Raw genomic sequence first — 24,999 nt, 5'->3', positions numbered from 1 at the left:
CAGCGATGCAGGCTCCGCGTAATACCTGACACCGCAACGATGTCATCGCCGGCAACGCCGGCTCCCACACTTCAGGCTTGTCAGTCTGCCGTACCGACGCCACACTAATAGCCATGAAAAACCTCAGCCCGAGTTACCTCAAGCATCAGTTCCTGATTGCCATGCCGCACATGGCCGACCCGAACTTCGCGCATACCTTGACCTACATCGTCGAGCACAACGCCAATGGCGCGATGGGGCTGGTGGTCAATCGGCCCCAGGAGCTCAACCTGGCCGATATCCTCGAACAACTGCGCCCGAACGTCGAACCGCCGGCCAGTTGCATGCACATACCGATCTATATGGGCGGCCCGGTACAGAGCGATCGCGGCTTTGTCCTGCACACCAGTGACAAGAGCTTTCAGGCCACCGTCGAGCTGGACGGCCTGTCGCTGACCACTTCCCAGGATGTGCTGTTCGCCATCGCCGATGGCGGCGGGCCGAAACAGAGCCTGATCACCCTCGGCTATGCGGGCTGGGAAGCCGGTCAGCTGGAAGCGGAACTGGCCGACAACGCCTGGCTCAACTGCCCGTTTGACCCCGAGATCATCTTCGGCATGGCCTGCGAGCAGCGTCTGGCCGCCGCAGCGGCGAGCCTGGGCATCAACCTGAGCCTGCTGACCAGCCAGGCGGGGCACGCCTGATGGCCGAACTGCGTCTGCTGCTGGGCTTTGACTACGGCACCAAACAGATCGGTGTCGCCGTCGGCCAGGTCATCACCGGCCAGGCCCGCGAGCTGTGTACCCTCAAGGCCCAGAACGGTGTACCGGACTGGACCCAGGTGGAAAAACTCATCCAGGAGTGGAAGCCCGACGCCATCGTCGTTGGCCTGCCACTGAACATGGACGGCACTCCCAGCGAAATGAGTGCCCGCGCCGAGAAATTCGCCCGGCGCCTGAACGGCCGTTTCAACCTGCCCGTGCATACCCACGACGAACGCCTGACCACCTTCGAAGCCAAGGGCGAGCGCATGGCCCGCGGCGGCCAGCGTGGCAGTTACCGCGACAACCCGGTCGACGCCATTGCCGCCGCCCTGCTGCTGCAAGGCTGGCTGGAGGCCAATACCGGGCAATCCTGATCATCGGATTCAAGCCGGGCCAGCGCTGCGCCCCCGGCCTCTTGAGGAGCAAGCATGAGCCTACCCAATCCCGCCGAACTGATCCGGCAGATGGCTGTCGACCTTCGTGCCCATCTGGCCCGGCGCAACATTAGCGAGCCACGCTTCATCGGCATCCGTACCGGGGGCATCTGGGTTGCCCAGGCCCTGCTCGAAGAACTGGGCAGCGATGCCGCCCTCGGCACCCTCGACGTTTCGTTCTATCGCGATGACTTCAGCCAGAACGGCCTGCACCCGCAAGTGCGCCCATCGGAACTGCCATTCGAGATCGAAGGCCAGCATCTGATCCTGGTCGACGACGTGCTGATGAGCGGTCGTACCATCCGCGCCGCCCTCAACGAATTGTTCGACTATGGCCGTCCGGCCAGCGTGACGCTGGTGTGTCTGCTCGACCTGGATGCCAGCGAATTGCCGATCCGCCCGAATGTGGTCGGCGCGACGCTGTCGCTGGCCGCCCATGAACGGGTAAAATTGACCGGACCCGCACCGCTCGCCCTCGAGCGCCAGGACCTCGCTTCCGCTTCCGCCCTTTAAGAGTCCCTCGCGATGACGCCAATCGACGCCAAGCGCCCGCTGCAGCTCAATGATCAGGGCCAGCTGCGCCACTTCCTCTCGCTCGACGGTTTGCCCCGCGAACTACTGACCGAGATCCTCGACACCGCCGACTCCTTCCTGGAAGTCGGCGCCCGGGCCGTTAAAAAGGTCCCGTTGCTGCGCGGCAAGACCGTCTGCAACGTGTTCTTCGAGAACTCCACCCGTACCCGTACTACCTTCGAACTGGCCGCCCAGCGGCTGTCGGCCGACGTCATCACCCTGAATGTGTCGACCTCCTCGACCAGCAAGGGCGAAACCCTGTTCGACACCCTGCGCAACCTTGAAGCCATGGCCGCCGACATGTTTGTCGTGCGGCATGCCGACTCCGGCGCCGCGCACTTCATCGCCGAACACGTCTGCCCGGAAGTGGCGATCATCAACGGTGGTGACGGCCGTCACGCTCACCCGACCCAGGGCATGCTCGACATGCTGACCATTCGTCGGCACAAAGGCGGCTTCGAGAACCTCTCGGTGGCCATCGTCGGCGACATCCTGCACTCGCGGGTAGCGCGTTCGAACATGCTCGCCCTGAAGACTTTGGGCTGCCCGGACATCCGCGTGATCGGCCCGAAAACCCTGCTGCCGATCGGTATCGAGCAGTACGGCGTGAAGGTCTACACCGACCTCGAACAGGGCCTCAAGGACGTCGACGTGGTGATCATGCTGCGCCTGCAGCGTGAGCGCATGGCCGGCGGCCTGCTGCCCAGCGAAGGCGAGTTCTACCGCCTGTTCGGCCTGACCACCGCACGCCTGGCCGGGGCCAAGCCCGATGCCATCGTCATGCACCCGGGGCCGATCAACCGCGGCGTGGAGATCGAATCGGCGGTGGCCGACGGTGCCCACTCGGTGATCCTCAACCAGGTCACCTACGGTATCGCAGTGCGCATGGCCGTACTGTCGATGGCCATGAGCGGGCAGACCGCGCAACGTCAATTCGAGCAGGAGAACGCCCAGTGACCCTCAGTATTCTCGGCGCCCGGGTCATTGATCCACAGAGCGGCCTGGACCAGACCACTGACGTGCATATCGATGCCGGCAAAATTGTCGCCATGGGCGCAGCGCCTGCTGGCTTCAGCCCGGCACGCAGCATCGATGCAACAGGCCTGATCGCGGCCCCCGGCCTGGTCGACCTCAACGTTGCCCTGCGCGAGCCGGGTTACAGCCGCAAAGGCAGCATCGCCAGCGAAACCCGCGCTGCGGCTGCTGGCGGCGTCACCAGCCTGTGCTGCCCGCCGCAGACCAAGCCGGTGCTGGACACCTCGGCAGTGGCTGAGCTGATCCTGGATCGCGCTCGCGAAGCCGGGCACAGCAAAGTGTTCCCGATCGGCGCCCTGAGCAAAGGCCTGGAAGGCGAACAGCTGGCAGAGCTGATTGCCCTGCGTGACGCCGGTTGCGTGGCGTTCGGCAACGGTCTGAATGCCTTCGCCAACAACCGCACCCTGGCCCGTGCCCTGGAGTACGCGGCAACCTTCGACCTGACGGTGATCTTCCACTCTCAGGACCGCGACCTGGCCCAGGGCGGCCTGGCCCACGAAGGCGCCATGGCCAGCTTCCTCGGCCTGCCGGGCATCCCGGAAACCGCCGAAACCGTGGCCCTGGCGCGCAACCTGCTGCTGGTCGAACAAACCGGCGTGCGCGCGCACTTCAGCCAGCTGACCAGTGCCCGTGGTGCGCGCCTGATTGCCCAGGCCCAGGAGCTGGGCCTGCCGGTCACCGCCGACGTGGCGCTGTACCAGCTGATTCTCACCGACGAAGCGCTGCGCGACTTCTCCAGCCTGTACCACGTACAGCCGCCGCTGCGCACCCGCGCCGACCGTGATGGCCTGCGCGAGGCGGTGAAGTCCGGAGTGATCCAGGCGATCTCCAGCCATCACCAGCCGCACGAGCGTGATGCCAAGCTGGCACCGTTCGGGGCTACCGAACCGGGCATCAGCAGCGTCGAACTGCTGCTGCCACTGGCGATGACCCTGGTGGAAGATGGCCTGCTCGACCTGCCAACTTTGTTGCAACGTTTGTCCAGCGGCCCTGCCCAGGCCCTGCGCCTGCCGGCCGGACAAGTGAAAGTCGGCGGGGCCGCCGACCTGGTGCTGTTCGATGCCAAGGCCTCGACCGTGGCGGGTGAACAGTGGCGCTCCAAAGGCGACAACTGCCCGTTCATCGGCCACTGCCTGCCGGGTGCGGTGCGTTATACCTTGGTCGATGGGCACATCAGCCACGAAGCCTGATCATCGCGGGGCAAGCCCGCTCCCACCCTATCCGGTGGGAGCGGGCTTGCCCCGCGATAAAGTCCTACCGCTCATCCTTCAAGGTTGAAATCCTTCCCACCACCCCCATATGAGTCTGCATCAGGCATTTTCGCCCCGCTGCGTGGAGACTCTCCCTTGACCACCATCGTTTCAGTTCGCCGCCACGGCAAAGTCGTCATGGGCGGCGACGGCCAGGTTTCTCTCGGCAACACCGTGATGAAAGGCAACGCCAAGAAAGTCCGCCGCCTGTACCACGGTCAGGTCATCGCCGGCTTCGCCGGTGCCACCGCCGACGCATTCACCCTGTTCGAACGTTTTGAAGGCCAGCTGGAAAAACACCAGGGCCATCTGATCCGCGCCGCCGTCGAGCTGGCCAAGGAATGGCGTACCGACCGCTCCCTGAGCCGTCTGGAAGCCATGCTGGCGGTTGCCAACAAGGACGCTTCGCTGATCATCACCGGCAACGGTGACGTGGTCGAACCCGAAGACGGCCTGATCGCCATGGGTTCCGGTGGCGCCTACGCCCAGGCCGCCGCCCGCGCCCTGCTGCAAAAGACCGACCTCTCGGCCCGTGAAATCGCCGAGACCGCCCTGAACATCGCCGGTGACATCTGTGTGTTCACCAACCACCACCTGACTATCGAGGAGCAGGACCTGGCCGAGTAATTCAGCTGTTCTGGCGCCCGGCCCCGGTGGCCGGGCTTTTCCACGCTGACTTATCGAGCCCAAGGACCATCACAACCATGTCCATGACCCCCCGCGAGATCGTCCACGAACTCAACCGCCACATCATCGGCCAGGACGACGCCAAGCGCGCCGTCGCCATCGCCCTGCGCAACCGCTGGCGGCGCATGCAGCTCCCGGCTGAGCTGCGCGTTGAAGTCACTCCAAAGAACATCCTGATGATCGGCCCGACCGGCGTCGGCAAGACCGAGATCGCCCGGCGCCTGGCCAAACTGGCCAATGCCCCGTTCATCAAGGTCGAAGCGACCAAGTTCACCGAAGTCGGCTACGTTGGCCGTGACGTCGAGTCGATCATTCGTGATCTGGCCGATGCCGCGATCAAGATGCTCCGCGAGCAGGAAATCGTCCGTGTCGGCCACCGTGCCGAAGATGCTGCCGAAGAGCGCATCCTGGATGCCCTGCTGCCACCGGCACGCACCGGCTTCAACGAAGACCAGGTCAACACCCAGGACTCCAACACCCGCCAGTTGTTCCGCAAGCGCCTGCGCGAAGGCCAGCTGGATGACAAGGAAATCGAGATCGAAGTGGCCGAAGCCATGGGCGTCGACATTTCCGCGCCACCGGGCATGGAAGAGATGACCAACCAGCTGCAAAACCTGTTCGCCAACATGGGCAAGGGCAAGCGCAAGAGCCGCAAGCTCAAGGTCAAGGAAGCGCTCAAGCTGGTGCGCGATGAAGAAGCCAGCCGCCTGGTCAACGAAGACGAGCTCAAGGCCAAGGCCCTGGAAGCGGTCGAGCAGCACGGCATCGTGTTCATCGACGAAATCGACAAGGTTGCCAAGCGTGGCAACGTCGGCGGCGCCGATGTCTCGCGCGAAGGCGTACAGCGCGACCTGCTGCCGCTGATCGAAGGCTGCACGGTGAACACCAAGCTGGGCATGGTCAAGACCGACCACATCCTGTTCATCGCCTCCGGTGCCTTCCACCTGAGCAAGCCAAGCGATCTGGTCCCTGAGCTGCAAGGCCGTCTGCCGATCCGCGTCGAACTCAAGGCCCTGAGCCCGGAAGACTTCGAGCGCATCCTCAGCGAACCGCACGCCTCGCTGACCGAGCAATACCGCGAGCTGCTGAAAACCGAAGGCCTGCATATCGAGTTCGCCGCCGAAGGTATCAAGCGCCTGGCCGAGATCGCCTGGCAGGTCAACGAGAAAACCGAGAACATCGGTGCCCGTCGCCTGCACACCCTGCTCGAGCGCCTGCTTGAAGAGGTGTCGTTCAGTGCCGGTGACCTGGCCAGCGCCCACAACGAAGCGCCGATCCGTATCGACGCCGAGTACGTCAACAGCCACCTCGGCGAATTGGCGCAGAACGAAGACCTTTCTCGTTATATTCTGTAAGCCTCACTCTCTTACAGGCAGGGCCGCTTGCGGCCCTGAACCACATGGCCAGAATCCCCAGCGGCATCAACCTGCACAAAGCCTCCAAGACCCTCACCCTGACCTACGGGCCAGACGAGGTGTACCACCTGCCCGCCGAATTCCTGCGGGTGCACTCGCCTTCCGCCGAGGTCCAGGGCCACGGCAACCCGATCCTCCAGTACGGCAAGCTTGGCGTCGGCCTGAGCGGCCTGGAACCTGCCGGTCAGTACGCTCTGAAGCTGACCTTCGACGACGGCCACGACAGCGGCCTGTTCACCTGGGAATACCTGGAGCAACTGTGCCTGCGCCAGCAGGAGCTCTGGGACGACTATCTCGCCGAACTGGCCAAGGCCGGAAAATCGCGCGACCCCAACGAGTCCATCGTCAAGCTGATGCTCTAGTTCAAGCCTTTCAGGGTTTAGAGCGCATTTTCTAATTCTATTTGCTTGAATGCCTGCTCAGCGGCCAATGAATGGCCGTCTTGCGCAACACTCGAAAGTCGGGTAACCAATGGATCTGGCAAGTTCCCTGCATTGATTTGAAGCAGGGTCGAGCCGGTATGCAGAGGTCGCGAGCGAAAGCAGGCAGTCTTCTCCAGCAGAAAATACCCGCAGGGCTCATCGTCGTTTGCATCCGGCAGCAGGACCGCAGTTCGTTATTACTGGTCACCCGAGCAGCAGTACCGGGCACTCGTCTGTGTAACGCACAGCAGGCCGGTACTCGTCTCAGGACAACGGAGCGTCGTAGATGAGTAACAAGAACAACGATGACCTGCAGCGCCAAGCCTCGGAAAACACACTGGGCCTGAACCCGGTGATCGGCTTGCGCCGTAAGGATTTGCTGACATCTGCGCGAATGGTGCTGGGCCAGGCCGTTCGCCAACCGCTGCACAGTGCCAAGCATGTCGCGCATTTCGGCTTGGAACTCAAGAACGTGATCTTCGGCAAGTCGGCCCTGCAACCGGAGAGCGACGACCGTCGCTTCAATGACCCGGCCTGGAGCCAGAACCCGCTTTATCGCCGCTACCTGCAGACCTACCTTGCCTGGCGTAAAGAACTGCACGACTGGATCGATACCAGCAACCTGTCGGACCAGGACATCAGTCGCGGTCACTTCGTCATCAACCTGATGACCGAAGCCATGGCCCCGACCAACAGCGCGGCCAACCCGGCGGCGGTCAAACGTTTCTTTGAAACCGGCGGCAAAAGCCTGCTCGACGGTCTGTCGAACCTGGCCAAGGACATGGTCCACAATGGCGGCATGCCCAGCCAGGTGAACATGGAGGCCTTCGAGGTCGGCAAGAACCTCGGCACCAGCGAAGGCTCAGTGGTGTTTCGCAACGACGTGCTGGAACTGATCCAGTACCGGCCGATCACCGAACAGGTGCATGCCCGCCCGCTGCTGGTGGTGCCCCCCCAGATCAACAAGTTCTATGTCTTCGACCTGAGCCCGGAGAAGAGCTTGGCGCGCTTCTGCCTGCGCTCCAATGTACAGACTTTCATCGTCAGCTGGCGCAACCCGACCAAGGCCCAGCGCGAATGGGGCCTGTCGACCTACATCGATGCCCTCAAGGAAGCCGTCGACGTGATCCTGGCGATCACCGGCAGCAAAGACCTGAACATGCTCGGCGCCTGCTCCGGCGGCATCACCTGCACCGCCCTGCTCGGTCACTACGCAGCGCTGGGCGAAACCAAGGTCAATGCCCTGACCCTGCTGGTCAGCGTCCTCGACACCACCCTCGACAACCAGGTCGCACTGTTCGTCGACGAACAGACCCTGGAAACCGCCAAGCGCCACTCCTATCAGGCCGGGGTGCTTGAAGGCCGCGACATGGCCAAGGTGTTCGCCTGGATGCGCCCCAACGACCTGATCTGGAACTACTGGGTCAACAACTACCTGCTCGGCAACGAGCCGCCGGTATTCGACATCCTGTTCTGGAACAACGACACCACGCGCCTGCCGGCCGCCTTCCATGGCGACCTGATCGAAATGTTCAAAAGTAATCCACTGACCCGTGCCGACGCACTGGAAGTGTGCGGTACGCCGATCGACCTGAAGAAAGTCACCGCCGACATCTACAGCCTGGCCGGCACCACCGACCACATCACCCCCTGGCAGTCCTGCTACCGTTCGGCCCAGCTGTTTGGCGGCAATGTCGAGTTCGTGCTGTCCAACAGCGGGCATATCCAGAGCATCCTCAACCCGCCGGGCAACCCCAAGGCACGCTACATGACCGGTAGCGAGATGCCGACCCTGGCCAGCGACTGGCAAGAGAATGCCCACAAACACACCGATTCCTGGTGGCTGCACTGGCAGACCTGGATGGCGGCACGCTCCGGGGAACTGAAAAAAGCGCCGGCGCGCTTGGGCAACAGGGCCTACCCCGCTGGCGAAGCATCGCCGGGGACCTACGTTCACGAGCGTTGATTGCAGCGGCCGCCGCGGCCAGTTGCTGGTCGCGGCGAACTCTCCACCACAGGGCTTCGCGCATGCCGCAACCGTACATATTCAGAACCGTCGACCTGGGTGGCCAGACCATCCGCACCGCGGTTCGCCCCGGCAAGCCGCACTTGACGCCCTTGCTGATCTTCAACGGCATCGGCGCCAACCTGGAGCTGGTGTTCCCGTTCATCCAGGCCCTGGACCCGGACCTGGAGGTCATCGCCTTCGACGTGCCGGGTGTCGGTGGCTCGTCAACGCCCAGACATCCCTACCGTTTTCCCGGGCTGGCCAAGCTCACCGCGCGCATGCTCGATTACCTCGACTATGGGCAAGTCAATGCCATTGGCGTGTCCTGGGGTGGTGCACTGGCCCAACAGTTTGCCCATGACTATCCCGAACGCTGCAAGAAACTGGTGCTGGCAGCTACCGCGGCGGGCGCAGTCATGGTGCCGGGCAAGCCGAAAGTACTGTGGTTGATGGCAAGTCCCAGGCGCTACATCCAACCGTCGCATGTCATCCGCATCGCCCCGCAGATCTATGGCGGGGCCTTTCGCCGCGACCCGGACCTGGCCATGGCGCACGCCGCCAAGGTGCGTTCCTCAGGCAAGCTCGGTTACTACTGGCAGCTGTTCGCCGGGCTCGGCTGGACCAGCATCCACTGGCTGCACAAGATCCAGCAGCCGACCCTGGTGCTGGCCGGTGACGATGACCCGTTGATTCCACTGATAAATATGCGTCTGCTGGCCTGGCGTATTCCCAATGCCCAGCTACACATAATCGACGATGGTCACTTGTTCCTGATCACCCGGGCCGAAGCGGTGGCCCCGATCATCATGAAATTTCTCGAGCAAGAGCGCCAACGCGCCGTCATGCACCCACGCCCAGCCCCCGGTTAAGACGCTGACATGAGGTTGGTGTCGCTCTTGCATTGATCTGTTTGTAGATGGCCTGACGACGGAGTGTTGCCTGATGAAAGACAAGCCCGCAAAGGGGCCGGTACCGGTCCCCGCTTCGTACATGAACGTGCAGAATGCAATCACCGGCCTGCGCGGGCGCGACCTGCTGTCCACATTGCGCAATGTCAGCCGCCACAGCCTGCGCCACCCATTGCACACGGCCAAGCACATGCTCGCCCTGGGCAACCAGCTGGGGCGCGTGCTGCTCGGCGACACCCCGCACCAGCCCAACCCGCGCGACAACCGTTTCAAGGACCCGGCGTGGAATCTCAATCCCTTTTACAGCCGTGGTCTGCAGGCGTATCTCGCCTGGCAGAAACAGACCCGGCAATGGATCGATGAAAGCCAGCTGGAGCCCGATGACCGCGCCCGCGCGCACTTCCTGTTTGCCTTGCTCAACGATGCGATGTCGCCGAGCAACTCCCTGCTCAACCCCGCTGCGGTCAAGGAGCTGTTCAACTCAGGCGGCCTGAGCCTGGTGCGCGGACTGAACCACCTGGTCGATGACCTGCGCCACAACGATGGCTTGCCGCGCCAGGTCAATCCGCATGCCTTCGAGGTCGGTCGCAACCTGGCCACCACCCCAGGTGCAGTAGTGTTTCGCAGCGAGCTGCTGGAGCTGATCCAGTACAAACCGATGAGCGAGAAACAGTACGCCCGGCCGGTGCTGGTGGTACCGCCACAGATCAACAAGTTCTACATCTTCGACTTGAGCCCGGCCAATAGCTTCGTGCAGTACATGCTCAAAAATGGCCTGCAGACCTTCATGATCAGCTGGCGCAACCCCGACCCGCGCCATCGTGAATGGGGCCTGTCGAGCTACGTCGAAGCCCTGGAAGAAGCCATGAATGTCTGCCGGGCCATCACCGGCAGCCGCGAGGTCAACCTGATGGGCGCCTGCGCCGGGGGCCTGACCATGGCTGCCCTGCAAGGCCACCTGCAGGCCAAGCGGCAATTGCGCAGGGTCAGCAGTGCCACCTACCTGGTCAGCCTGCTCGACAGCCAGATCGACAGCCCCGCCAGCCTGTTCGCCGACGAGCAGACCCTGGAAGCGGCCAAGCGCCGCTCCTACCAGCAGGGCGTGCTCGATGGCCGGGAGATCGCCAAGGTATTCGCCTGGATGCGCCCCAACGACCTGATCTGGAACTACTTCGTCAACAACTACCTGCTCGGCAAGGCGCCACCGGCCTTCGACATTCTCTACTGGAACAACGACAACACCCGCCTGCCCGCGGCCCTGCACGGCGACCTGCTGGACTTCTTCAAGCACAACCCGCTGGCGCATGCCGCCGGCCTTGAGGTCTGCGGCACACCGATCGACCTGCAGAAAGTCAACGTCGACAGCTTCAGCGTGGCCGGCAACAACGACCACATCACCCCCTGGGATGCGGTCTACCGCTCGACCCTGCTGCTGGGCGGCGACAAACGCTTCATCCTGGCCAACAGCGGCCACGTGCAAAGCATCCTCAACCCACCCGGTAATCCCAAGGCCAATTATGTCGACAATCCGCGCCTGAGCAGTGACCCGCGGGCCTGGCTCTACGATGCCAGGCAGGTCGAAGGCAGTTGGTGGCCGCAATGGCTGGAATGGATTCAGGCGCGCTCCGGCGCGCAACGCGAAACCCTGATGGCTCTGGGTAACCAGAACTACCCTCCCATGGACCCCGCGCCCGGCACTTACGTGCAGGCGCGTTGAACAAGTAGAACGGATGAAAACCCGCGACCGAATTCTCGAGTGTGCCCTGCAGCTGTTCAATCAGCAGGGCGAACCGAATGTCTCGACCCTGGAAATCGCCAATGAAATGGGGATCAGCCCGGGCAACCTGTACTACCACTTCCACGGCAAGGAGCCGCTGGTTCTGGGTTTGTTCGAGCGCTTCGAAGACGAGCTGACACCGCTGCTCGACCCGCCCCTGGAGGTACGCCTGGATGCCGAAGACTACTGGCTGTTCCTGCACCTGATCGTCGAGCGCATGGCCCAGTACCGCTTCCTGTTCCAGGACCTGTCGAACCTGACCGGACGCCTGCCCAAGCTGGCCCGTGGCATGCGCAACCTGCTCAACGCCCTCAAGCGCACCCTGGCCGCCCTGCTCGCCAGTCTCAAGGCTCAGGGCCAGGTGGTCAGCGACACGCGGGCGTTAGGGCAACTGGTGGAACAGATCACCCTGACGCTGTTGTTCTCCCTCGACTATCAGCGTGTGCTAGCGCGTGAGGGTGAGGTCGGGGTGGTGGTGTATCAGGTGATGATGCTGGTGGCGCCGCATCTGGAGGCCGGGTCGCGGCATGCGGCCGAGCAGATCGCCTTGCGATATCTGGATGGCTGAAATGCATCGCGGGGCAAGCCCGCCCCCACCGATTACTACGGTGGGAGCCGGCTTGCCCCGCGATAAAGCCTGAATCAGGACTGGCTGATCGGGCTTACCGACGCCGATGGTGCTGGCGCGATCGGTGCTGCAGTTACCACAGGTGCAGCGCTGGGTGCCGGGGCCGCACTGGCCGCCGGGGCTGCTGGTTTGGCAGCAGGCTTGGCCGCTGCTTTTTTCACCGCGGGTTTCTTCGCCGCTGCAGGCTTGGCTGCTGCCGGTTTGGCTGCTGCTTTGGCCGCAGGTTTGGCCGCTGCGGTTTTCGCTGCCGCCGGTTTCGCTGCAGGTTTGGCAGCCGCTTTCGGCGCCGCCTTGGCCAGTGGTTTGGCGGCAGCCTTGGCCGCTGCCGGCTTGCTGGAGGCCGGCTTGACCGAAGCACCGGTCAGTTTCTCGATCTGCTTGGTCAAGGTGTCGACCTGCTGATGCAGCGCCTTGACTTCATTGCGGCTCGGAACGCCCAGACGCGAAATGGCACTGTTCAGACGCTTGTCGAAAGCCTCTTCGAGCTCGCTCCATTTGCCCAGTGCACGGTCTTTGACATCGCCCACCCGCGAGGTGGCCGACTTGGCCGAAGCCTTGGCCGCGTCTACGGAACTCTTGGCCTGTTTTTCAGCCTTCTCACCATCCTTGACCAGGGACTCGAACAGCTTGTTGCCGTCCTGGTCGATCTTGGAGTAGATACCCAGTCCAGCCAGCCAGATCTTGCGGGAATACTTCTCGATCCCCCCGACCCAGGAGCTGCTCTCTTTTTCGCTATTCTTCTTGCCAGCCATCCCGCTCTCCTTATTGTTTACGTGCGACACGTTCAAGCAATGCCGTCAGCTCATCGAGCTTGGCAGAGAGTGCCTCCACGTCATGTTTAGACGGAATGCCGATGCGATTCAAGGCGCTGGCAACCCGTGTGTCGAAAGCCTTTTCGATTTTATCGAGCTGGACTTCGACCTTGCCCTTGACGCTGCTGATCTCGCCTTTGACCGAATCGATCTGAGTGTTGGCTGCATCAAGCTCATGATCGATGCGTTTCTTGCCACGTTTCTCGACGGTTTCACCGGCCTTGACCAGCTCTTTCAGGTAGTCGGCACCTTCCTGACCGACCCGGGCATAAGCACCCAGACCTGCCAGCCAGATCTTGCGCGCGTAGCCGCGCACCTCACCCAGCGCGCGCTGGGTGTCGTCTTTTTTCTTCAGAATCACTTTGGCCATGCTCTGCACCTCACGCTCGAATAGATATGGAGGAACTGCCCATGGATGTTGGGCTTGAGCATAAGGTAGGGAGAAAAATTAGAATCCTCACCCTAAGGCAGGAAAAAACTGTGGGAACTGGCCACTGTGGGAGCTGGCCTTGCCAGCGATACAGGCAACGCTGATCCGCTGACACCGCGCTGATACCATCGCCGGCAAGGCCGGCTCCCACAAGACTCACGCCAGGGCTTTGTCCAGCGCCCGCTCGATCTCGCTCTTGATGGTCGTGCTCATCATCGACAGCATCATGCCCAGCTTCAACTCGACCCTGATGGTGTCTTCACCGATCTGCACGCTGCCACTGGCGCCGCTGCGTTTGACCTCGACCCGGTCACCAACCCAGCGGGCGCTGAGGTCGTACTCGCGGGCCAGCTTGTCGACCAGGGTCTGGGCCTTTTCCCGAGCCGCTTCGCGGCCCAGGCTGTGTTTGCGCTCAACGCTGATCTGGGTCATTCATTCAATCCTGGGTTCAAAGGCATACTCCTATTATGCCCGCGCCCCGACCTGCGACACACCCCGCCAAGACAAATCCGACCGTACGCCCTAGAATGGCCAGTAATTTTTTCCGGTGAAGCGATATGAACGATCAGCGCAAAGGCGACCACGCCGAACCCACCACCCATTTCGGCTACCAGAACGTGCCGGAAAGCCAGAAAGCAGAGAAAGTCGCTGAGGTTTTCCATTCGGTAGCCGCCAAGTACGACTTGATGAACGATGTGCTTTCCGGCGGCATGCACCGCCTGTGGAAGCGCTTCACCATCGAACTGTCCGGCGTGCGCAGCGGCAACCGGGTCCTGGACATTGCCGGTGGCACCGGCGACCTGGCCGCCAAGTTCTCGCAACTGGTCGGCCCGACCGGTCAGGTGGTACTGGCCGACATCAACGAATCGATGCTCAAGGTCGGCCGCGACCGCCTGCTCGACCGCGGTGTGGCCGGCAACATCGAATTCGTCCAGGCTGATGCTGAAAAGCTGCCGTTCCCGGACAACCACTTCGATTGCGTGACCATCGCCTTCGGCCTGCGTAACGTGACCCACAAGGAAGACGCCATCCGCTCGATGCTGCGGGTCCTCAAACCAGGTGGCCGTCTGTTGGTGCTGGAGTTCTCCAAGCCGACCAACACATTCATGTCCAAGGTCTACGATGCCTATTCGTTCGCCTTCATGCCGCTGGCCGGCAAGCTGATCACCAACGACTCGGAAAGCTACCGCTACCTGGCCGAATCGATCCGCATGCACCCTGACCAGGAAACCCTCAAGGCGATGATGGTCGAGGCCGGTTTCGACCGCGTCACCTACCACAACATGACCAGCGGCATCGTTGCCCTGCACCGGGGTATCAAACCCTGATGCTCCTGGCCGGCCTTCTTGCCAGCGTCGAACACGGTCTGAACCGTGTCCTGCGCCTGGACAGCACAGCGCTGCCGCGTTTGCGCCCGCTCGATGGCAAGGTGATTGCCATCGACTGCCGCCAGCCCGCACTGCAACTGTTCATTCTGCCCAGCGACGACGGCCTGATGCTTGCCGCGCACTGGGCCAATGAGGCCGACTGCACCCTGCGCGCCCCGGCCAGCAGCCTGATGCGCCTGGCCCTGAGCCAGGACAAGAGCGCCGTGCTGCACAGCCCACAGGTCGAGCTCGAAGGCGACAGCGCCGTACTGCTGGACCTGGTCGCGGTGCTCCAGGACCTGGAACTGGACTGGGAGTACGAAGTTTCGCGCTGGCTCGGACCGATCGCCACGCAGCTGCTCAGCGGCCATCTGCGCAGCCGCGCCAGCTGGACGCGCCAGGGCCTGGCCGCACTCAACCAGAACCTTTCCGAATACCTCGCCGAAGAGGCCCGGACCCTGGTTGGCCAACGCGAAGCCGAAGCCCGTTTCAGCGAACTCGACACGCTAAAAGTCGACATCGAACGCCTCGAGGCGCGCATTGAGCGCCTTGCCCGATCCCTTGATACCAGCGATAACGCATGAAGCTGCTTGCCGTCCGCCGTCTGTTTCGCATCCAGCGTGTGGTTATCCGCTACCGCCTCGATGACCTGCTGTTCGAACTGCCGCTGCCCTGGTGGCTGATGGCCCTGCGGCACCTGATGCCCTGGCGCTGGCTGCCACGCAAGACCCTCGATCTCAGCCGCGGCGCGCGCCTGCGCCTGGCCCTGCAAGACCTGGGGCCGATTTTCATCAAGTTCGGCCAGTTGCTTTCAACCCGTCGCGACCTGCTCCCCGAAGACATCGCCGACGAGCTGATGCTGCTGCAGGACCGAGTACCGCCGTTCGATCCGCAACACGCCGTGGCGCTGATCGAAGAACAGCTCGGCGCGAAGATCAGCGAGGTGTTCAGCCGCTTTGATGTCGAACCACTGGCCTCGGCCTCGGTGGCCCAGGTCCATGCGGCCAAGCTCAAGAGCGGTGAAGAGGTGGTGGTCAAGGTTGTGCGCCCGGGCCTCAAGCCGGTCATCGCCCAGGACCTGGCCTGGCTGTTCCTGATCGCCCGTGGCGCCGAGCGGGTGTCGGCCGATGCCCGCCTGCTGCACCCGGTGGAAGTGGTCAACGATTACGAAAAAACCATCTACGACGAGCTCGATTTGCTCCGCGAGGCGGCCAACGCCAGCCAGCTCAAGCGCAACTTCGAAGGCTCGGAGATGATGTACGTGCCCCAGGTGTACTGGGACTGGTGCCGCCCCAAGGTGCTGGTGATGGAACGCATCTACGGCATCCAGGTCACCGACCTGGCGACCCTGGCCGACCAGCGCACCGACATGAAAATGCTCGCCGAGCGTGGTGTGGAGATCTTCTTCACCCAGGTGTTCCGCGACAGTTTCTTCCATGCCGACATGCACCCGGGCAACATCTTCGTCAGCACCGTAAAACCGTGGAGCCCGCAGTACATTGCCATCGACTGCGGCATCGTCGGCAGCCTGACGCCGGAAGACCAGGACTACCTGGCGCGCAACCTGTTTGCCTTCTTCAAGCGCGACTACCGTCGCGTCGCCCAGCTGCATATCGATTCCGGCTGGGTACCGGCGCATACCAAGCTCAATGAATTCGAGGCGGCGATCCGTACCGTTTGCGAGCCGATCTTCGAAAAACCATTAAAAGATATTTCCTTCGGTCAGGTGCTGATGCGCCTGTTCCAGACCGCGCGACGCTTCAACATGGAAGTCCAGCCGCAGCTGGTGCTGCTGCAAAAAACCCTGCTGAACATCGAAGGCCTGGGCCGTCAGCTGTACCCCGAGCTGGACCTGTGGAGCACCGCCCAGCCGTTCCTGGAACGCTGGATGCGCGAGCGGGTCAGCCCAAAGAACCTGCTGCAGAACCTGCACGGCCAGGTCGAACAGATCCCGCACCTGGCCGGCATGACCCGCGACCTGCTTGAGCGCATGTCGCAGCCGCACCAGGCCGAGCCGCCCGGCGCCTGGCAACAGAAAGGCGATGGCTGGGCCTTGCGTCTGCTCGGCGCCGGCCTGCTCGGCGGTGGCGCGACCCTCGCCGCAGGGGCCGTCAGTCTCAGCGCTCCGGCGGCCTGGCCGGCCTGGCTGATGCTCGCGGCCGGTCTTTACCTGATCGTGCGTCGATAGCCAGCCGCGCCGCTGACTGGCACACTAGCGCAAGGGGTCGGCAGAGGATCGGGCCTCTTGTTTTGGAGTCGTACATGAAAGACTGGCTGGACGAGATCAACTGGAACAGCGATGGCCTGGTACCGGCTATCGCCCAGGACCACAAAACCGGGCGCGTGCTGATGATGGCCTGGATGAATCGCGAGTCGCTGGCCCTGACCGCCGCCGAGCAGCGGGCCATCTACTGGTCGCGTTCGCGTGGCAAACTGTGGCGCAAGGGCGAAGAATCCGGGCACGTGCAAAAACTGCATGAAATGCGCCTGGACTGCGACGCCGACGTGATCATCCTGATGGTCGAGCAACTGGGGCATATCGCCTGCCATACCGGTCGCGAAAGCTGCTTCTACCGTGTTTACGAAAACGCCGAGTGGAAGACCGTCGATCCGGTTCTCAAAGACCCCCACGCCATCTACAACGCAGGACACTGACATGAGCGACACCCTGACCCGCCTGGCCGAAGTGCTGGAAGCGCGCAAAGGCGCCGAACCTGACAGTTCCTACGTGGCCAGCCTGTACCACAAAGGCCTGAACAAGATTCTGGAAAAGCTCGGCGAAGAGTCGATCGAGACCATCATTGCTGCCAAGGATGCCGCCCATAGCGGAGATTACAGCGATGTCATCTACGAGACCGCCGATCTGTGGTTCCATAGCCTGGTCATGCTCGCCCAACTGGGCCAGCACCCACAGGCGGTGCTGGATGAGCTGGACCGCCGTTTCGGCCTGTCCGGGCACGCCGAGAAAGCAGCGCGTCAGCCATCGGCCTAACTGAATTATTTCGAGGGATTGCACCATGGGTATTTTTGACTGGAAACACTGGATCGTTCTGCTGGTGGTCGTGGTACTGGTATTCGGTACCAAGAAGCTGAAGAACTTCGGCAGCGACCTGGGCGAATCGATCAAGGGCTTCAAGAAAGCCATGAACGAGGAAGAGTCCAAGCCTGAAGAGCAGACTCCACCTCCGGTGCAACCCGTACAGCCACAGGCCGCTTCGCCACTGAACCAGCCACAGACCATCGACGGCCAGGCGCACAAGGTCGAAGAGCCGATCAGGAAAGATTGATCAATGTTCGGGATCAGCTTCAGCGAACTGCTGCTCGTGGGCCTGGTGGCCCTGCTGGTGCTCGGCCCCGAGCGTTTGCCGGGCGCCGCGCGTACCGCCGGGTTGTGGATCGGCCGCCTCAAGCGCAGCTTCAATGCGATCAAGCAGGAAGTCGAGCGCGAGATCGGCGCCGATGACATCCGCCGTCAACTGCACAACGAGCACATCCTCTCCATGGAGCAGGAAGCGCGCAAGATCCTCAACCCGCAGAGCGTGACGCCCGAGCCACCTGCGCCCGCGGTTGCCAGCAGCGAAACCGTTGCGACCCCGAGCACAGCCCCTGCCGAGGCCAAGCCGGTCGCCAGCGCAACCACCGAACCGACACAGCCCCCGCGAGCCCCATGAGCGATATTCCGGAAAACGACCAGCCAATGCCGCTGGTTTCGCACCTCACCGAGCTGCGTACACGCCTGCTGCGTTGCGTCGCGGCCATCTTCCTGATCTTCGCCGGGCTGTTTTCCTTCGCGCAGCAGATCTACACCCTGGTTTCGGCGCCGCTGCGTGAGCACCTGCCGGCCAACGCGACGATGATCGCCACCGACGTGGCCTCGCCGTTCCTGACGCCGTTCAAGCTGACCATGATCGTCTCGCTGTTCCTGGCCATCCCGCTGATCCTCCAGCAGATCTGGGGCTTTATCGCGCCGGGCCTGTACCGCCATGAAAAGCGCATCGCCATCCCGCTGCTGATCTCCAGCATCATCCTGTTCTACGCCGGAATGGCCTTTGCCTACTTCCTGGTGTTCCCGCTGATTTTCGGTTTCTTTGCCAGCGCCACTCCGGAAGGGGTGTCGATGATGACCGACATTGCCAGCTACCTCGATTTCGTCATGACCCTGTTCTTCGCCTTCGGCGTGGCCTTCGAGATTCCGGTGGCCGTGGTCCTGCTGGTGTGGATCGGCGTGGTCGATGTGAAGTACCTGAAGAAAATCCGCCCTTACGTGATCATCGGCTGCTTTGTCGTCGGCATGATCCTCACGCCGCCGGACATCTTCTCGCAGACCCTGCTGGCCGTGCCGATGTGGCTGTTGTTCGAGATCGGCGTGCTGTTTGGCGGGCTGATCCGCAAGCGCAGCGAACACCATGATGACGCCGCCGACGACCACAACGACCAGCCGCCAGCGACTCAACCGTGAACCTGCTGCTCCTCGAAGAAGCCGACTTCATCGCGGCCGATCGCGTCGTTCTGGCTGATCGGCGCTTTACCCACATGCAGGAAATCCACCGGGTGGCGGTGGGCGACAGCCTGCGCGTCGGCCGCATTGGCGGGCTGATGGGTGAAGCCCGGGTGCTGCGCCTGGAAGGCCACGAGGCCGAGCTGTCGGTCAGCTTCGAGCGTGAACCGCCGGCCAAGCTGCCGCTGACCCTGGTGCTGGCCCTGCCGCGCCCGAAGATGCTGCGCCGGGTGTTCCAGACCGTCGCCACCATGGGCGTGCCGAAGCTGATTCTGGTCAACAGCTACCGGGTCGAGAAGAGCTTCTGGCAAACCCCCTTCCTCGAACCCGAGGCCATCCGTGAGCAACTGATCCTGGGCCTGGAACAGACCCGCGACACGATCCTGCCCGAGGTCATCATCGAGAAGCGCTTCAAGCCCTTCGTCGAAGACCGCCTGCCAGCCATTGCCCAAGGCACCCTCGGTCTGGTCGGCCACCCCGGGCCGTTCCCGCCCTGCCCGCGCGGCCTGGACCAGCCGGTAACCCTGGCCATCGGCCCAGAGGGCGGCTGGATCCCCTACGAAATCGACCTGCTGGGCAAGGCCGGGCTGACCCCGGTGCAGCTGGGCGAACGCATCCTGCGCGTGGAGACGGCGGTTACCGCCCTGCTCGCTCGTCTGTTCTGACTTCAGTTTTGCGATCCGGCGCCGATGCATGGGCACCAGAACAATAAATCGCCTCTGCCGATCGCAATGGAGTCCCGCCATGTACCGTTGGTTAGCCCAGCACCTGGGTAACGTTAGCGTCAATCGTAAACTCGGTATCGGCTTCGGCCTGGTCCTGCTGCTGACCTTGAGCATTACCCTGACCGGCTGGCAGGGCATCAGCGGCGTCACCGAGCGTGGCGACACCCTGGGGGGCGTCTCCCAGGTGCTGGAGGCCACCCTGGAGCTGCGCATCGCCCGGCAGAACTTCCAGATCAAGGGTGATGAGAGCGCCGCGCAGAGCCTCAACAATGCCCTGGCCAACCTTGATCGCCAACTGCAGCAGGTCGAGCTGCGCATTGTCTTGCCGGAAAACAAACGCCGCATCGAGCAGCAGAAAGAGGCTGCACGCCAGTACCGCCAGGCACTGGACAGTGCCGACAAAGCCGCCCGCCAGCGCGAAGCCAGCCGCGCGGTACTCGGCAGCAGCGCTGACGAGGCCGCAAACCTCACCGCCGAGGTCGAACAGCAACTGCTCGGTGGCGGTGATATAAACCTGTTCAACAGTGTCGTCGGTGCCAGCAAGCTGCTGCAGCAGGCGCGCTTCCAGGTCCGCGGTTACACCTACAGCGGCAAGGCCGAATTCCAGCAGACCGCCCTCGCGGCCATCGACCAGGCCATCTCGCAGCTCAAGACCCTGGCCGAAGTGCTGCCGGCGAACTACACCGGCAACCTCAACCAGGCAGCACGCGCCCTTGGCAACTACCGGGCGGCGGTGATCGACTTCGGCACGGCGCAGACGGCCTCGGAACAGGCCGCCCAACAAATGATGGCGCAGGGCCAGATCCTGCTTGATCAAAGCCAGCAACTGACCCAGACCCTGACCCAACTGCGCGATGACGAATCGCAGCACGCCAGGTCGATGCTCACCCTGGCCACCGTCCTGGCCCTGGTGTTCGGCCTGCTCGCCGCCTGGGCCATCACCCGCCAGATCGTCATCCCCCTGCGCCAGACCCTCAACGCCGCCGACCGGGTCGCCAGCGGCGATCTGCGCCACGACCTCAACGTCGAGCGGCGCGACGAGCTGGGTCAGCTGCAACGCAGCATGCAGCGCATGACTGTCAGCCTGCGCGAGCTGATTGGCGGCATTGGCGATGGTGTCACACAGATCGCCAGTGCCGCTGAAGAGCTGTCGGCGGTGACCGAGCAGACCAGCGCCGGGGTCAACAACCAAAAGGTCGAGACCGATCAAGTGGCCACCGCCATGAACGAGATGGCCGCCACCGTGCAGGAAGTCGCGCGTAATGCCGAAGAGGCCTCCGAGGCCGCGCTGGTGGCCGATCAGCAGGCCCGCGAGGGTGATCGGGTAGTCGCAGAGTCGATTGCCCAGATCGAGCGTCTGGCGACTGAAATGAATCACTCCAGCCAAGCCATGGGCCAGCTCAAGAGCGAGAGCGACAAAATTGGCAGCGTGCTCGATGTGATCAAGTCGGTGGCCCAGCAAACCAACCTGCTGGCCCTCAACGCAGCGATCGAAGCCGCCCGCGCCGGGGAAGCCGGGCGTGGTTTTGCCGTGGTCGCCGATGAAGTACGCAGCCTGGCCCAGCGCACCCAGCAATCGACCGAAGAGATCGAGGCGTTGATCGCCGGTTTGCAAAGCGGCACCCAACAGGTCGCCAGCAGCATGGATGCCAGCCGCGAGCTGACCGCCAGCAGCGTCGAGCTGACCCGTCGCGCCGGTACCTCGCTGGAGACCATCACCCAAACCGTTTCCTCGATCCAGGCGATGAACCAGCAGATCGCCGCAGCGGCCGAGCAACAAAGCGCAGTGGCAGAAGAGATCAACCGCAGCGTGATGAATGTGCGCGATGTGTCAGACCAGACCTCCGCCGCCAGCGAAGAAACTGCAGCCTCCAGTGTCGAACTGGCTCGCCTGGGCACCCACCTGCAGGGCCTGGTCGGCAAATTCCAGCTCTGAGGTTAAACAACCTGTGCTGCTCGCTCGGGCAGCGCAGGTTGGGATACTGCCAATCTTCTGCTGTCTGCCCTTGGGCAACCGTCCTACTCCCCCCGCCGCTTCACCCAATTTCCCTAGGTTAACCGCCGAACTTTCCTACATCGTTTGCAGGTCCAGCTCGCCCGTAGCCCGCCGATGAGCAAGGGGCGGCGCCCTGACCTTCGTCCTGGCGCCGGTCATTCCTCAATTGCTGGAGACCCCCATGTTAGGACCTGTGAATCGGATGCTAGGCAACATGAGCGTCAGACTGAAGCTGACCCTGGCCTTTGCCTTGGTGCTGTTACTGACCCTATTGATCACCCTCAGCGGCTGGCGTGCACTGGACGACGCCATCCTGCGCTCGGAAAAGCTCCAGGAAATCGCCCGCCTCAATGACATCGGCAAAGACCTCAGGGCCGAGCGCATCACCTTTCGGGTACTCAATGATGCACACAGCAAGGCTCAGATCGAGCTGTCGCTGAAGGCCCTGCAGGAACTGCTCACGGCAATGCCGGGGCGTTATGCAGCGCCCGAAGACCGGCAGATGATCGTCGGCAAGTTGCAAACGGTGCAGCGCTTTACCCAGGATTTTGCACAGCTACAACAGGCCGTGGCCTTGCGCCAGACACGCCAGCAGGCCATGCAAGGTGCCGAAAAGCGCCTGGCCGAGCTGATCGATGAGGTCGCGGACCAGGCACTGGAGAACATGCGTAGCGAGAGCCAGCAGGCCAGTCAGAACCGGCTCCTGAACCTGGCCGAGGCCCTTGCCCGGCATGTCGAAGTTGCCAATCAACAGAGCCTGGTGCCGGCCTATACTTTCGAACCCCTGGAGCAGTTCGCCAGCGTTGGTCAGGCGGCGCTCGATGCCAGCCGCCAGACCTTCGAGCAACTGGCGCAGCTGATGCAAACCCATGGCCTGGCCGCCAGCACCCGGGAAAACCTGCGCGCGGCACTGAGCCGCTACCAGGACAGCCTCGATCAGTATCGCCGGGCCGCCATCACCGTGGAGAGCGTGCAAGGCACGCTGGAACAGCTAGGCATTGAGCTTCGCGATGCCAGCCGCAAACTGAGCGACCGTCAGATCGAGCAGCGCGACGCCGAAGCCGTCAAGGCCCAGAGCGTACTGACCGGCGAAGCCATGCTGGCTTTGCTGTTCGGCAGCCTGGCGGCCTGGTTGATCACCCTGCAGATCACCACACCGCTGAAACAGACCCTGGCCCTGGCCGCCCGTATTGCCCAAGGCGATCTGCAGTTGACCGGGACCGTGCAGCGCCGCGACGAGATGGGTCAATTGCAAAACAGCATGCAGGCCATGACCCTGAGCCTGCGCGAGCTGATTGGCGGGATCGGCGGGGGCATCACCCAGCTGTCCTCGGCAGTCGAACAACTGGCTGCGGTCAGCGAGCAAACCAAGGTCAGGATCGCCCAGCAAAAAGACGAAACCGATCAGGTCGCCACAGCCATGAACCAGATGAGCGCCACGGTTCACGAAGTCGCACAGAACGCCGAACTTGCCTCGCAGGCGGCGACGACCGCCGACCAGCAGGCGCAACTGGGCGACCAGGTGGTCGGTGAGGCCGTGGAACAGATCGAACAGCTGGCCCGGCAAATGGACCACTCGATCGATGCCATGCATCAACTGGCCGGCGAGAGCCAGCGCATCGGCAGCATTCTTGATGTGATCAAGTCGGTCTCCGAGCAAACCAATCTGCTGGCCCTGAACGCCGCCATCGAAGCGGCGCGAGCCGGCGAGGCCGGTCGTGGTTTTGCTGTGGTCGCCGATGAAGTCCGCGGCCTGGCCCAGCGTACTCAACAGTCAACCGAGGAGATCGAACAACTGATTGGCAACCTGCATGACGGCACCGATCAGGTCACCCGCCTGCTCGACAGCAGCAAGGTCCTGACCCGCGACAGTGTCGAGCTGAGCCGCAGGGCTGGTGATGCGCTGGGACAGATCACCCGCACGGTGTCGAACATCCAGGGCATGAACCAGCAGATCGCAACCGCCAGCGAAGAACAAAGCGCAGTGGCCGAGGAGATCAACCGCAGTGTGATCAATGTGCGCGAAGTGTCGGACCAGACCAGTACGGCCAGTGAAGAGACAGCGGCGTCGAGCGTCGAGTTGGCGCGGCTGGGGCGCCAGCTGCAGACATTGGTGGGTCGATTCAACCTGTAATCCAGGTACCATCTTTTCTGGAGCGGGCAGGTCCCGCTCCTGCAGTCAGTGCCTTGCCAATCACCTGGTATTTTTGTCAGTTGTCTCCCTCCCGGCATCCCCCTACGCTAGCTTCTGCCTGGGCTTCAAATCAATCGCATCGACGTCCTGACCTTCTCCCCGCTTGCGGCGAAGCAGGTACTGACACGCCTGAAGAATGCCCGAGGTCTTACCATGAACAAACTTTTGCTACTGCTGATCAGCATCCTGCTATCAGCCTGCGCAACCAAGGCGCCGCCCCCGTCAACAAGCGCCGCGATCACTGTCGTCGATGGTCCGGCGACTGCTACGGAATTGAATGCACGCTACCGGGATACACCGCGCAATTGTGGAAATGACAGCAAGCCCGCATTCCTGTGCAGCGGGGTCATCCTTCGCACAACGACGTATTCGGACGCCTACGATTCATGGGACCCAAGCCCCATTTCGGAGAAGAAAGGCAGCATATCCTTCTCCTACTTGCGCAAGGACAACAACTTCGTGGCCTTTGGCTGGAGACTTACCAATGGCTATGTGATCTATCCGATCCTTAAGACCCCGCCAGATAAGTTGAAAGTTCCTATCCTGTGCATGTTTCCCATGGATGGTTGGACCGATGGTCGTCTGGAGAGACAAGGCTGTGGCATCTACGGGAACAACGCTACCAGCAAGGCGTGCCATCAATTAGGCATCACGACCGGAGCCCAATGGCGGACCAACTACCCTCCAGGAACCCAAGGTGGCAACATCTGTGGTTTCGACGTTCGCGACGAACTCAATGACTACGCCGGACAAAACTTCTATGCGGCCCTACAAGCCAAATGGCAAGACTCGCGATATTTCGCCGAGCACAACGAGATGCTCCTCAGGGCGTGGAGCAAGGGACAGGGTAGCGTGCTGCCTATACAGGCATTCTTCTACGCGGACGCGGCGGGGCTGGCGAACGCCAGGAAAGACAAGCAGCGATTCCTGATCAGGACAAAAATTGACCTGCCGCTGATAAAGATCACGCTGCCAGCGCAAGCCCAAGGTAATGCGAGCTTCCAGTATCTGGCGGGTGATCAACGGTAACCGCCAAGTTACATCGTGCTCTATCGCGGGGCAAGCCCGCCCCTACAAAGTCTGGAGGAGCGGGCGAG

General features: G+C 62.6%; 27 protein-coding genes and 2 pseudogenes. 26 read left to right on the top strand and 3 right to left on the bottom strand.

The window, feature by feature from the left end; all coding sequences use genetic code 11:
* Positions 1 to 113: 113 nt before the first annotated feature.
* The 12 genes from AC07OF_RS02610 (at position 114) to AC07OF_RS02555 (ending at position 11,820) form a co-directional block, all read left to right on the top strand.
* On the top strand, positions 114 to 683 hold the full coding sequence (locus AC07OF_RS02610) for a YqgE/AlgH family protein (protein ID WP_157194493.1): 570 nt from the start codon (positions 114 to 116) through the stop codon (positions 681 to 683).
* The gene (ruvX, locus tag AC07OF_RS02605) at positions 683 to 1,117 is read left to right on the top strand and encodes a Holliday junction resolvase RuvX (RefSeq protein WP_038615389.1); all 435 of its coding nucleotides are present in this window, start codon (positions 683 to 685) and stop codon (positions 1,115 to 1,117) included. Before AC07OF_RS02610 ends, ruvX begins: the two co-directional genes overlap by 1 nt.
* A gap of 54 nt (positions 1,118 to 1,171) precedes the next feature.
* Complete coding sequence (gene pyrR / locus AC07OF_RS02600) at positions 1,172 to 1,690, top strand: bifunctional pyr operon transcriptional regulator/uracil phosphoribosyltransferase PyrR (protein ID WP_495072544.1); 519 nt, start codon at positions 1,172 to 1,174, stop codon at positions 1,688 to 1,690.
* 12 nt (positions 1,691 to 1,702) lie between these two features.
* Complete coding sequence (locus AC07OF_RS02595; RefSeq protein WP_010221491.1) at positions 1,703 to 2,707, top strand: aspartate carbamoyltransferase catalytic subunit; 1,005 nt, start codon at positions 1,703 to 1,705, stop codon at positions 2,705 to 2,707.
* Positions 2,704 to 3,975, top strand: a complete 1,272-nt coding sequence (locus AC07OF_RS02590; protein ID WP_157194494.1) for a dihydroorotase — start codon at positions 2,704 to 2,706, stop codon at positions 3,973 to 3,975. The genes AC07OF_RS02595 and AC07OF_RS02590 overlap by 4 nt, the downstream gene beginning before the upstream one ends.
* 156 nt (positions 3,976 to 4,131) lie before the next feature.
* Positions 4,132 to 4,662 (top strand): ATP-dependent protease subunit HslV, encoded by a 531-nt coding sequence (gene hslV, locus AC07OF_RS02585; RefSeq protein WP_038615396.1) that lies wholly within the window; start codon positions 4,132 to 4,134, stop codon positions 4,660 to 4,662.
* Between the two features lie 77 nt (positions 4,663 to 4,739).
* The gene (gene hslU, locus AC07OF_RS02580) at positions 4,740 to 6,077 is read left to right on the top strand and encodes an ATP-dependent protease ATPase subunit HslU (RefSeq protein WP_157194495.1); all 1,338 of its coding nucleotides are present in this window, start codon (positions 4,740 to 4,742) and stop codon (positions 6,075 to 6,077) included.
* A gap of 44 nt (positions 6,078 to 6,121) precedes the next feature.
* Positions 6,122 to 6,499: a gamma-butyrobetaine hydroxylase family protein gene (locus AC07OF_RS02575; protein WP_157194496.1), complete on the top strand. Its 378-nt coding sequence runs from the start codon at positions 6,122 to 6,124 to the stop codon at positions 6,497 to 6,499.
* A 346-nt stretch (positions 6,500 to 6,845) separates the two neighbouring features.
* A complete protein-coding gene (phaC, locus tag AC07OF_RS02570) occupies positions 6,846 to 8,525 on the top strand; it encodes a class II poly(R)-hydroxyalkanoic acid synthase (RefSeq protein ID WP_476446121.1) in 1,680 nt (559 codons plus the stop codon).
* Positions 8,526 to 8,587: 62 nt separating this feature from the next.
* Entirely contained in the window at positions 8,588 to 9,436 is an 849-nt protein-coding gene (gene phaZ / locus AC07OF_RS02565) for a poly(3-hydroxyalkanoate) depolymerase (RefSeq protein ID WP_157194498.1), read from the top strand.
* 73 nt (positions 9,437 to 9,509) lie between these two features.
* Positions 9,510 to 11,192, top strand: a complete 1,683-nt coding sequence (phaC, locus tag AC07OF_RS02560) for a class II poly(R)-hydroxyalkanoic acid synthase (RefSeq protein WP_157194499.1) — start codon at positions 9,510 to 9,512, stop codon at positions 11,190 to 11,192.
* 13 nt (positions 11,193 to 11,205) lie between these two features.
* Complete coding sequence (locus AC07OF_RS02555; protein ID WP_038615408.1) at positions 11,206 to 11,820, top strand: TetR/AcrR family transcriptional regulator; 615 nt, start codon at positions 11,206 to 11,208, stop codon at positions 11,818 to 11,820.
* Between the two features lie 74 nt (positions 11,821 to 11,894).
* On the opposite strand, the gene AC07OF_RS02550 is transcribed toward AC07OF_RS02555, so the two are convergent.
* From AC07OF_RS02550 to AC07OF_RS02540, 3 genes are all read right to left on the bottom strand, one after another.
* On the bottom strand, positions 11,895 to 12,632 hold the full coding sequence (locus AC07OF_RS02550; protein WP_157194500.1) for a phasin family protein: 738 nt from the start codon (positions 12,630 to 12,632) through the stop codon (positions 11,895 to 11,897).
* A gap of 10 nt (positions 12,633 to 12,642) precedes the next feature.
* Positions 12,643 to 13,062 carry a phasin family protein gene (locus AC07OF_RS02545; protein ID WP_038615412.1) on the bottom strand — a complete coding sequence of 140 codons (420 nt, stop codon included), beginning with the start codon at positions 13,060 to 13,062 and terminating at the stop codon, positions 12,643 to 12,645.
* A gap of 216 nt (positions 13,063 to 13,278) precedes the next feature.
* Entirely contained in the window at positions 13,279 to 13,554 is a 276-nt protein-coding gene (locus tag AC07OF_RS02540) for a polyhydroxyalkanoic acid system family protein (protein WP_157194501.1), read from the bottom strand.
* Between the two features lie 125 nt (positions 13,555 to 13,679).
* Between AC07OF_RS02540 and ubiE the strand changes: the two genes are divergently transcribed.
* The 14 genes and pseudogenes from ubiE (at position 13,680) to AC07OF_RS02470 (ending at position 24,931) form a co-directional block, all read left to right on the top strand.
* Entirely contained in the window at positions 13,680 to 14,450 is a 771-nt protein-coding gene (ubiE, locus tag AC07OF_RS02535; protein ID WP_038615416.1) for a bifunctional demethylmenaquinone methyltransferase/2-methoxy-6-polyprenyl-1,4-benzoquinol methylase UbiE, read from the top strand.
* A complete protein-coding gene (locus AC07OF_RS02530; RefSeq protein WP_157194502.1) occupies positions 14,450 to 15,073 on the top strand; it encodes a ubiquinone biosynthesis accessory factor UbiJ in 624 nt (207 codons plus the stop codon). Before ubiE ends, AC07OF_RS02530 begins: the two co-directional genes overlap by 1 nt.
* On the top strand, positions 15,070 to 16,677 hold the full coding sequence (gene ubiB / locus AC07OF_RS02525; protein WP_038615421.1) for a ubiquinone biosynthesis regulatory protein kinase UbiB: 1,608 nt from the start codon (positions 15,070 to 15,072) through the stop codon (positions 16,675 to 16,677). Before AC07OF_RS02530 ends, ubiB begins: the two co-directional genes overlap by 4 nt.
* A 74-nt stretch (positions 16,678 to 16,751) precedes the next feature.
* The gene (gene hisI / locus AC07OF_RS02520; RefSeq protein ID WP_107024963.1) at positions 16,752 to 17,144 is read left to right on the top strand and encodes a phosphoribosyl-AMP cyclohydrolase; all 393 of its coding nucleotides are present in this window, start codon (positions 16,752 to 16,754) and stop codon (positions 17,142 to 17,144) included.
* Between the two features lies 1 nt (position 17,145).
* Positions 17,146 to 17,481 (top strand): phosphoribosyl-ATP diphosphatase, encoded by a 336-nt coding sequence (locus AC07OF_RS02515; protein ID WP_157194503.1) that lies wholly within the window; start codon positions 17,146 to 17,148, stop codon positions 17,479 to 17,481.
* 25 nt (positions 17,482 to 17,506) lie between these two features.
* A complete protein-coding gene (locus AC07OF_RS02510; RefSeq protein WP_038615428.1) occupies positions 17,507 to 17,776 on the top strand; it encodes a twin-arginine translocase TatA/TatE family subunit in 270 nt (89 codons plus the stop codon).
* Between the two features lie 3 nt (positions 17,777 to 17,779).
* Positions 17,780 to 18,160 carry a Sec-independent protein translocase protein TatB gene (gene tatB / locus AC07OF_RS02505; RefSeq protein ID WP_038615430.1) on the top strand — a complete coding sequence of 127 codons (381 nt, stop codon included), beginning with the start codon at positions 17,780 to 17,782 and terminating at the stop codon, positions 18,158 to 18,160.
* The gene (gene tatC, locus AC07OF_RS02500; RefSeq protein ID WP_038615432.1) at positions 18,157 to 18,948 is read left to right on the top strand and encodes a twin-arginine translocase subunit TatC; all 792 of its coding nucleotides are present in this window, start codon (positions 18,157 to 18,159) and stop codon (positions 18,946 to 18,948) included. The genes tatB and tatC overlap by 4 nt, the downstream gene beginning before the upstream one ends.
* The gene (locus AC07OF_RS02495) at positions 18,945 to 19,652 is read left to right on the top strand and encodes a 16S rRNA (uracil(1498)-N(3))-methyltransferase (RefSeq protein ID WP_157194505.1); all 708 of its coding nucleotides are present in this window, start codon (positions 18,945 to 18,947) and stop codon (positions 19,650 to 19,652) included. Before tatC ends, AC07OF_RS02495 begins: the two co-directional genes overlap by 4 nt.
* Before the next feature lie 28 nt (positions 19,653 to 19,680).
* Positions 19,681 to 20,793: pseudogene (locus tag AC07OF_RS02490) on the top strand (methyl-accepting chemotaxis protein); the annotation flags it as partial.
* Entirely contained in the window at positions 20,776 to 21,648 is an 873-nt protein-coding gene (locus AC07OF_RS02485; protein ID WP_495072563.1) for a methyl-accepting chemotaxis protein, read from the top strand. The pseudogene AC07OF_RS02490 and the gene AC07OF_RS02485, both read left to right, overlap by 18 nt.
* A gap of 241 nt (positions 21,649 to 21,889) precedes the next feature.
* Positions 21,890 to 22,939: pseudogene (locus tag AC07OF_RS02480) on the top strand (methyl-accepting chemotaxis protein); the annotation flags it as partial.
* 9 nt (positions 22,940 to 22,948) lie between these two features.
* On the top strand, positions 22,949 to 23,842 hold the full coding sequence (locus AC07OF_RS02475) for a methyl-accepting chemotaxis protein (RefSeq protein ID WP_495072562.1): 894 nt from the start codon (positions 22,949 to 22,951) through the stop codon (positions 23,840 to 23,842).
* A 213-nt stretch (positions 23,843 to 24,055) separates the two neighbouring features.
* Entirely contained in the window at positions 24,056 to 24,931 is an 876-nt protein-coding gene (locus AC07OF_RS02470; RefSeq protein ID WP_157194508.1) for a hypothetical protein, read from the top strand.
* Positions 24,932 to 24,999: the final 68 nt, after the last annotated feature.

Source organism: Pseudomonas sp. GW821-FHT10B02, assembly GCF_059415665.1.
This window is presented reverse-complemented; position numbering and strand designations above follow the sequence as displayed.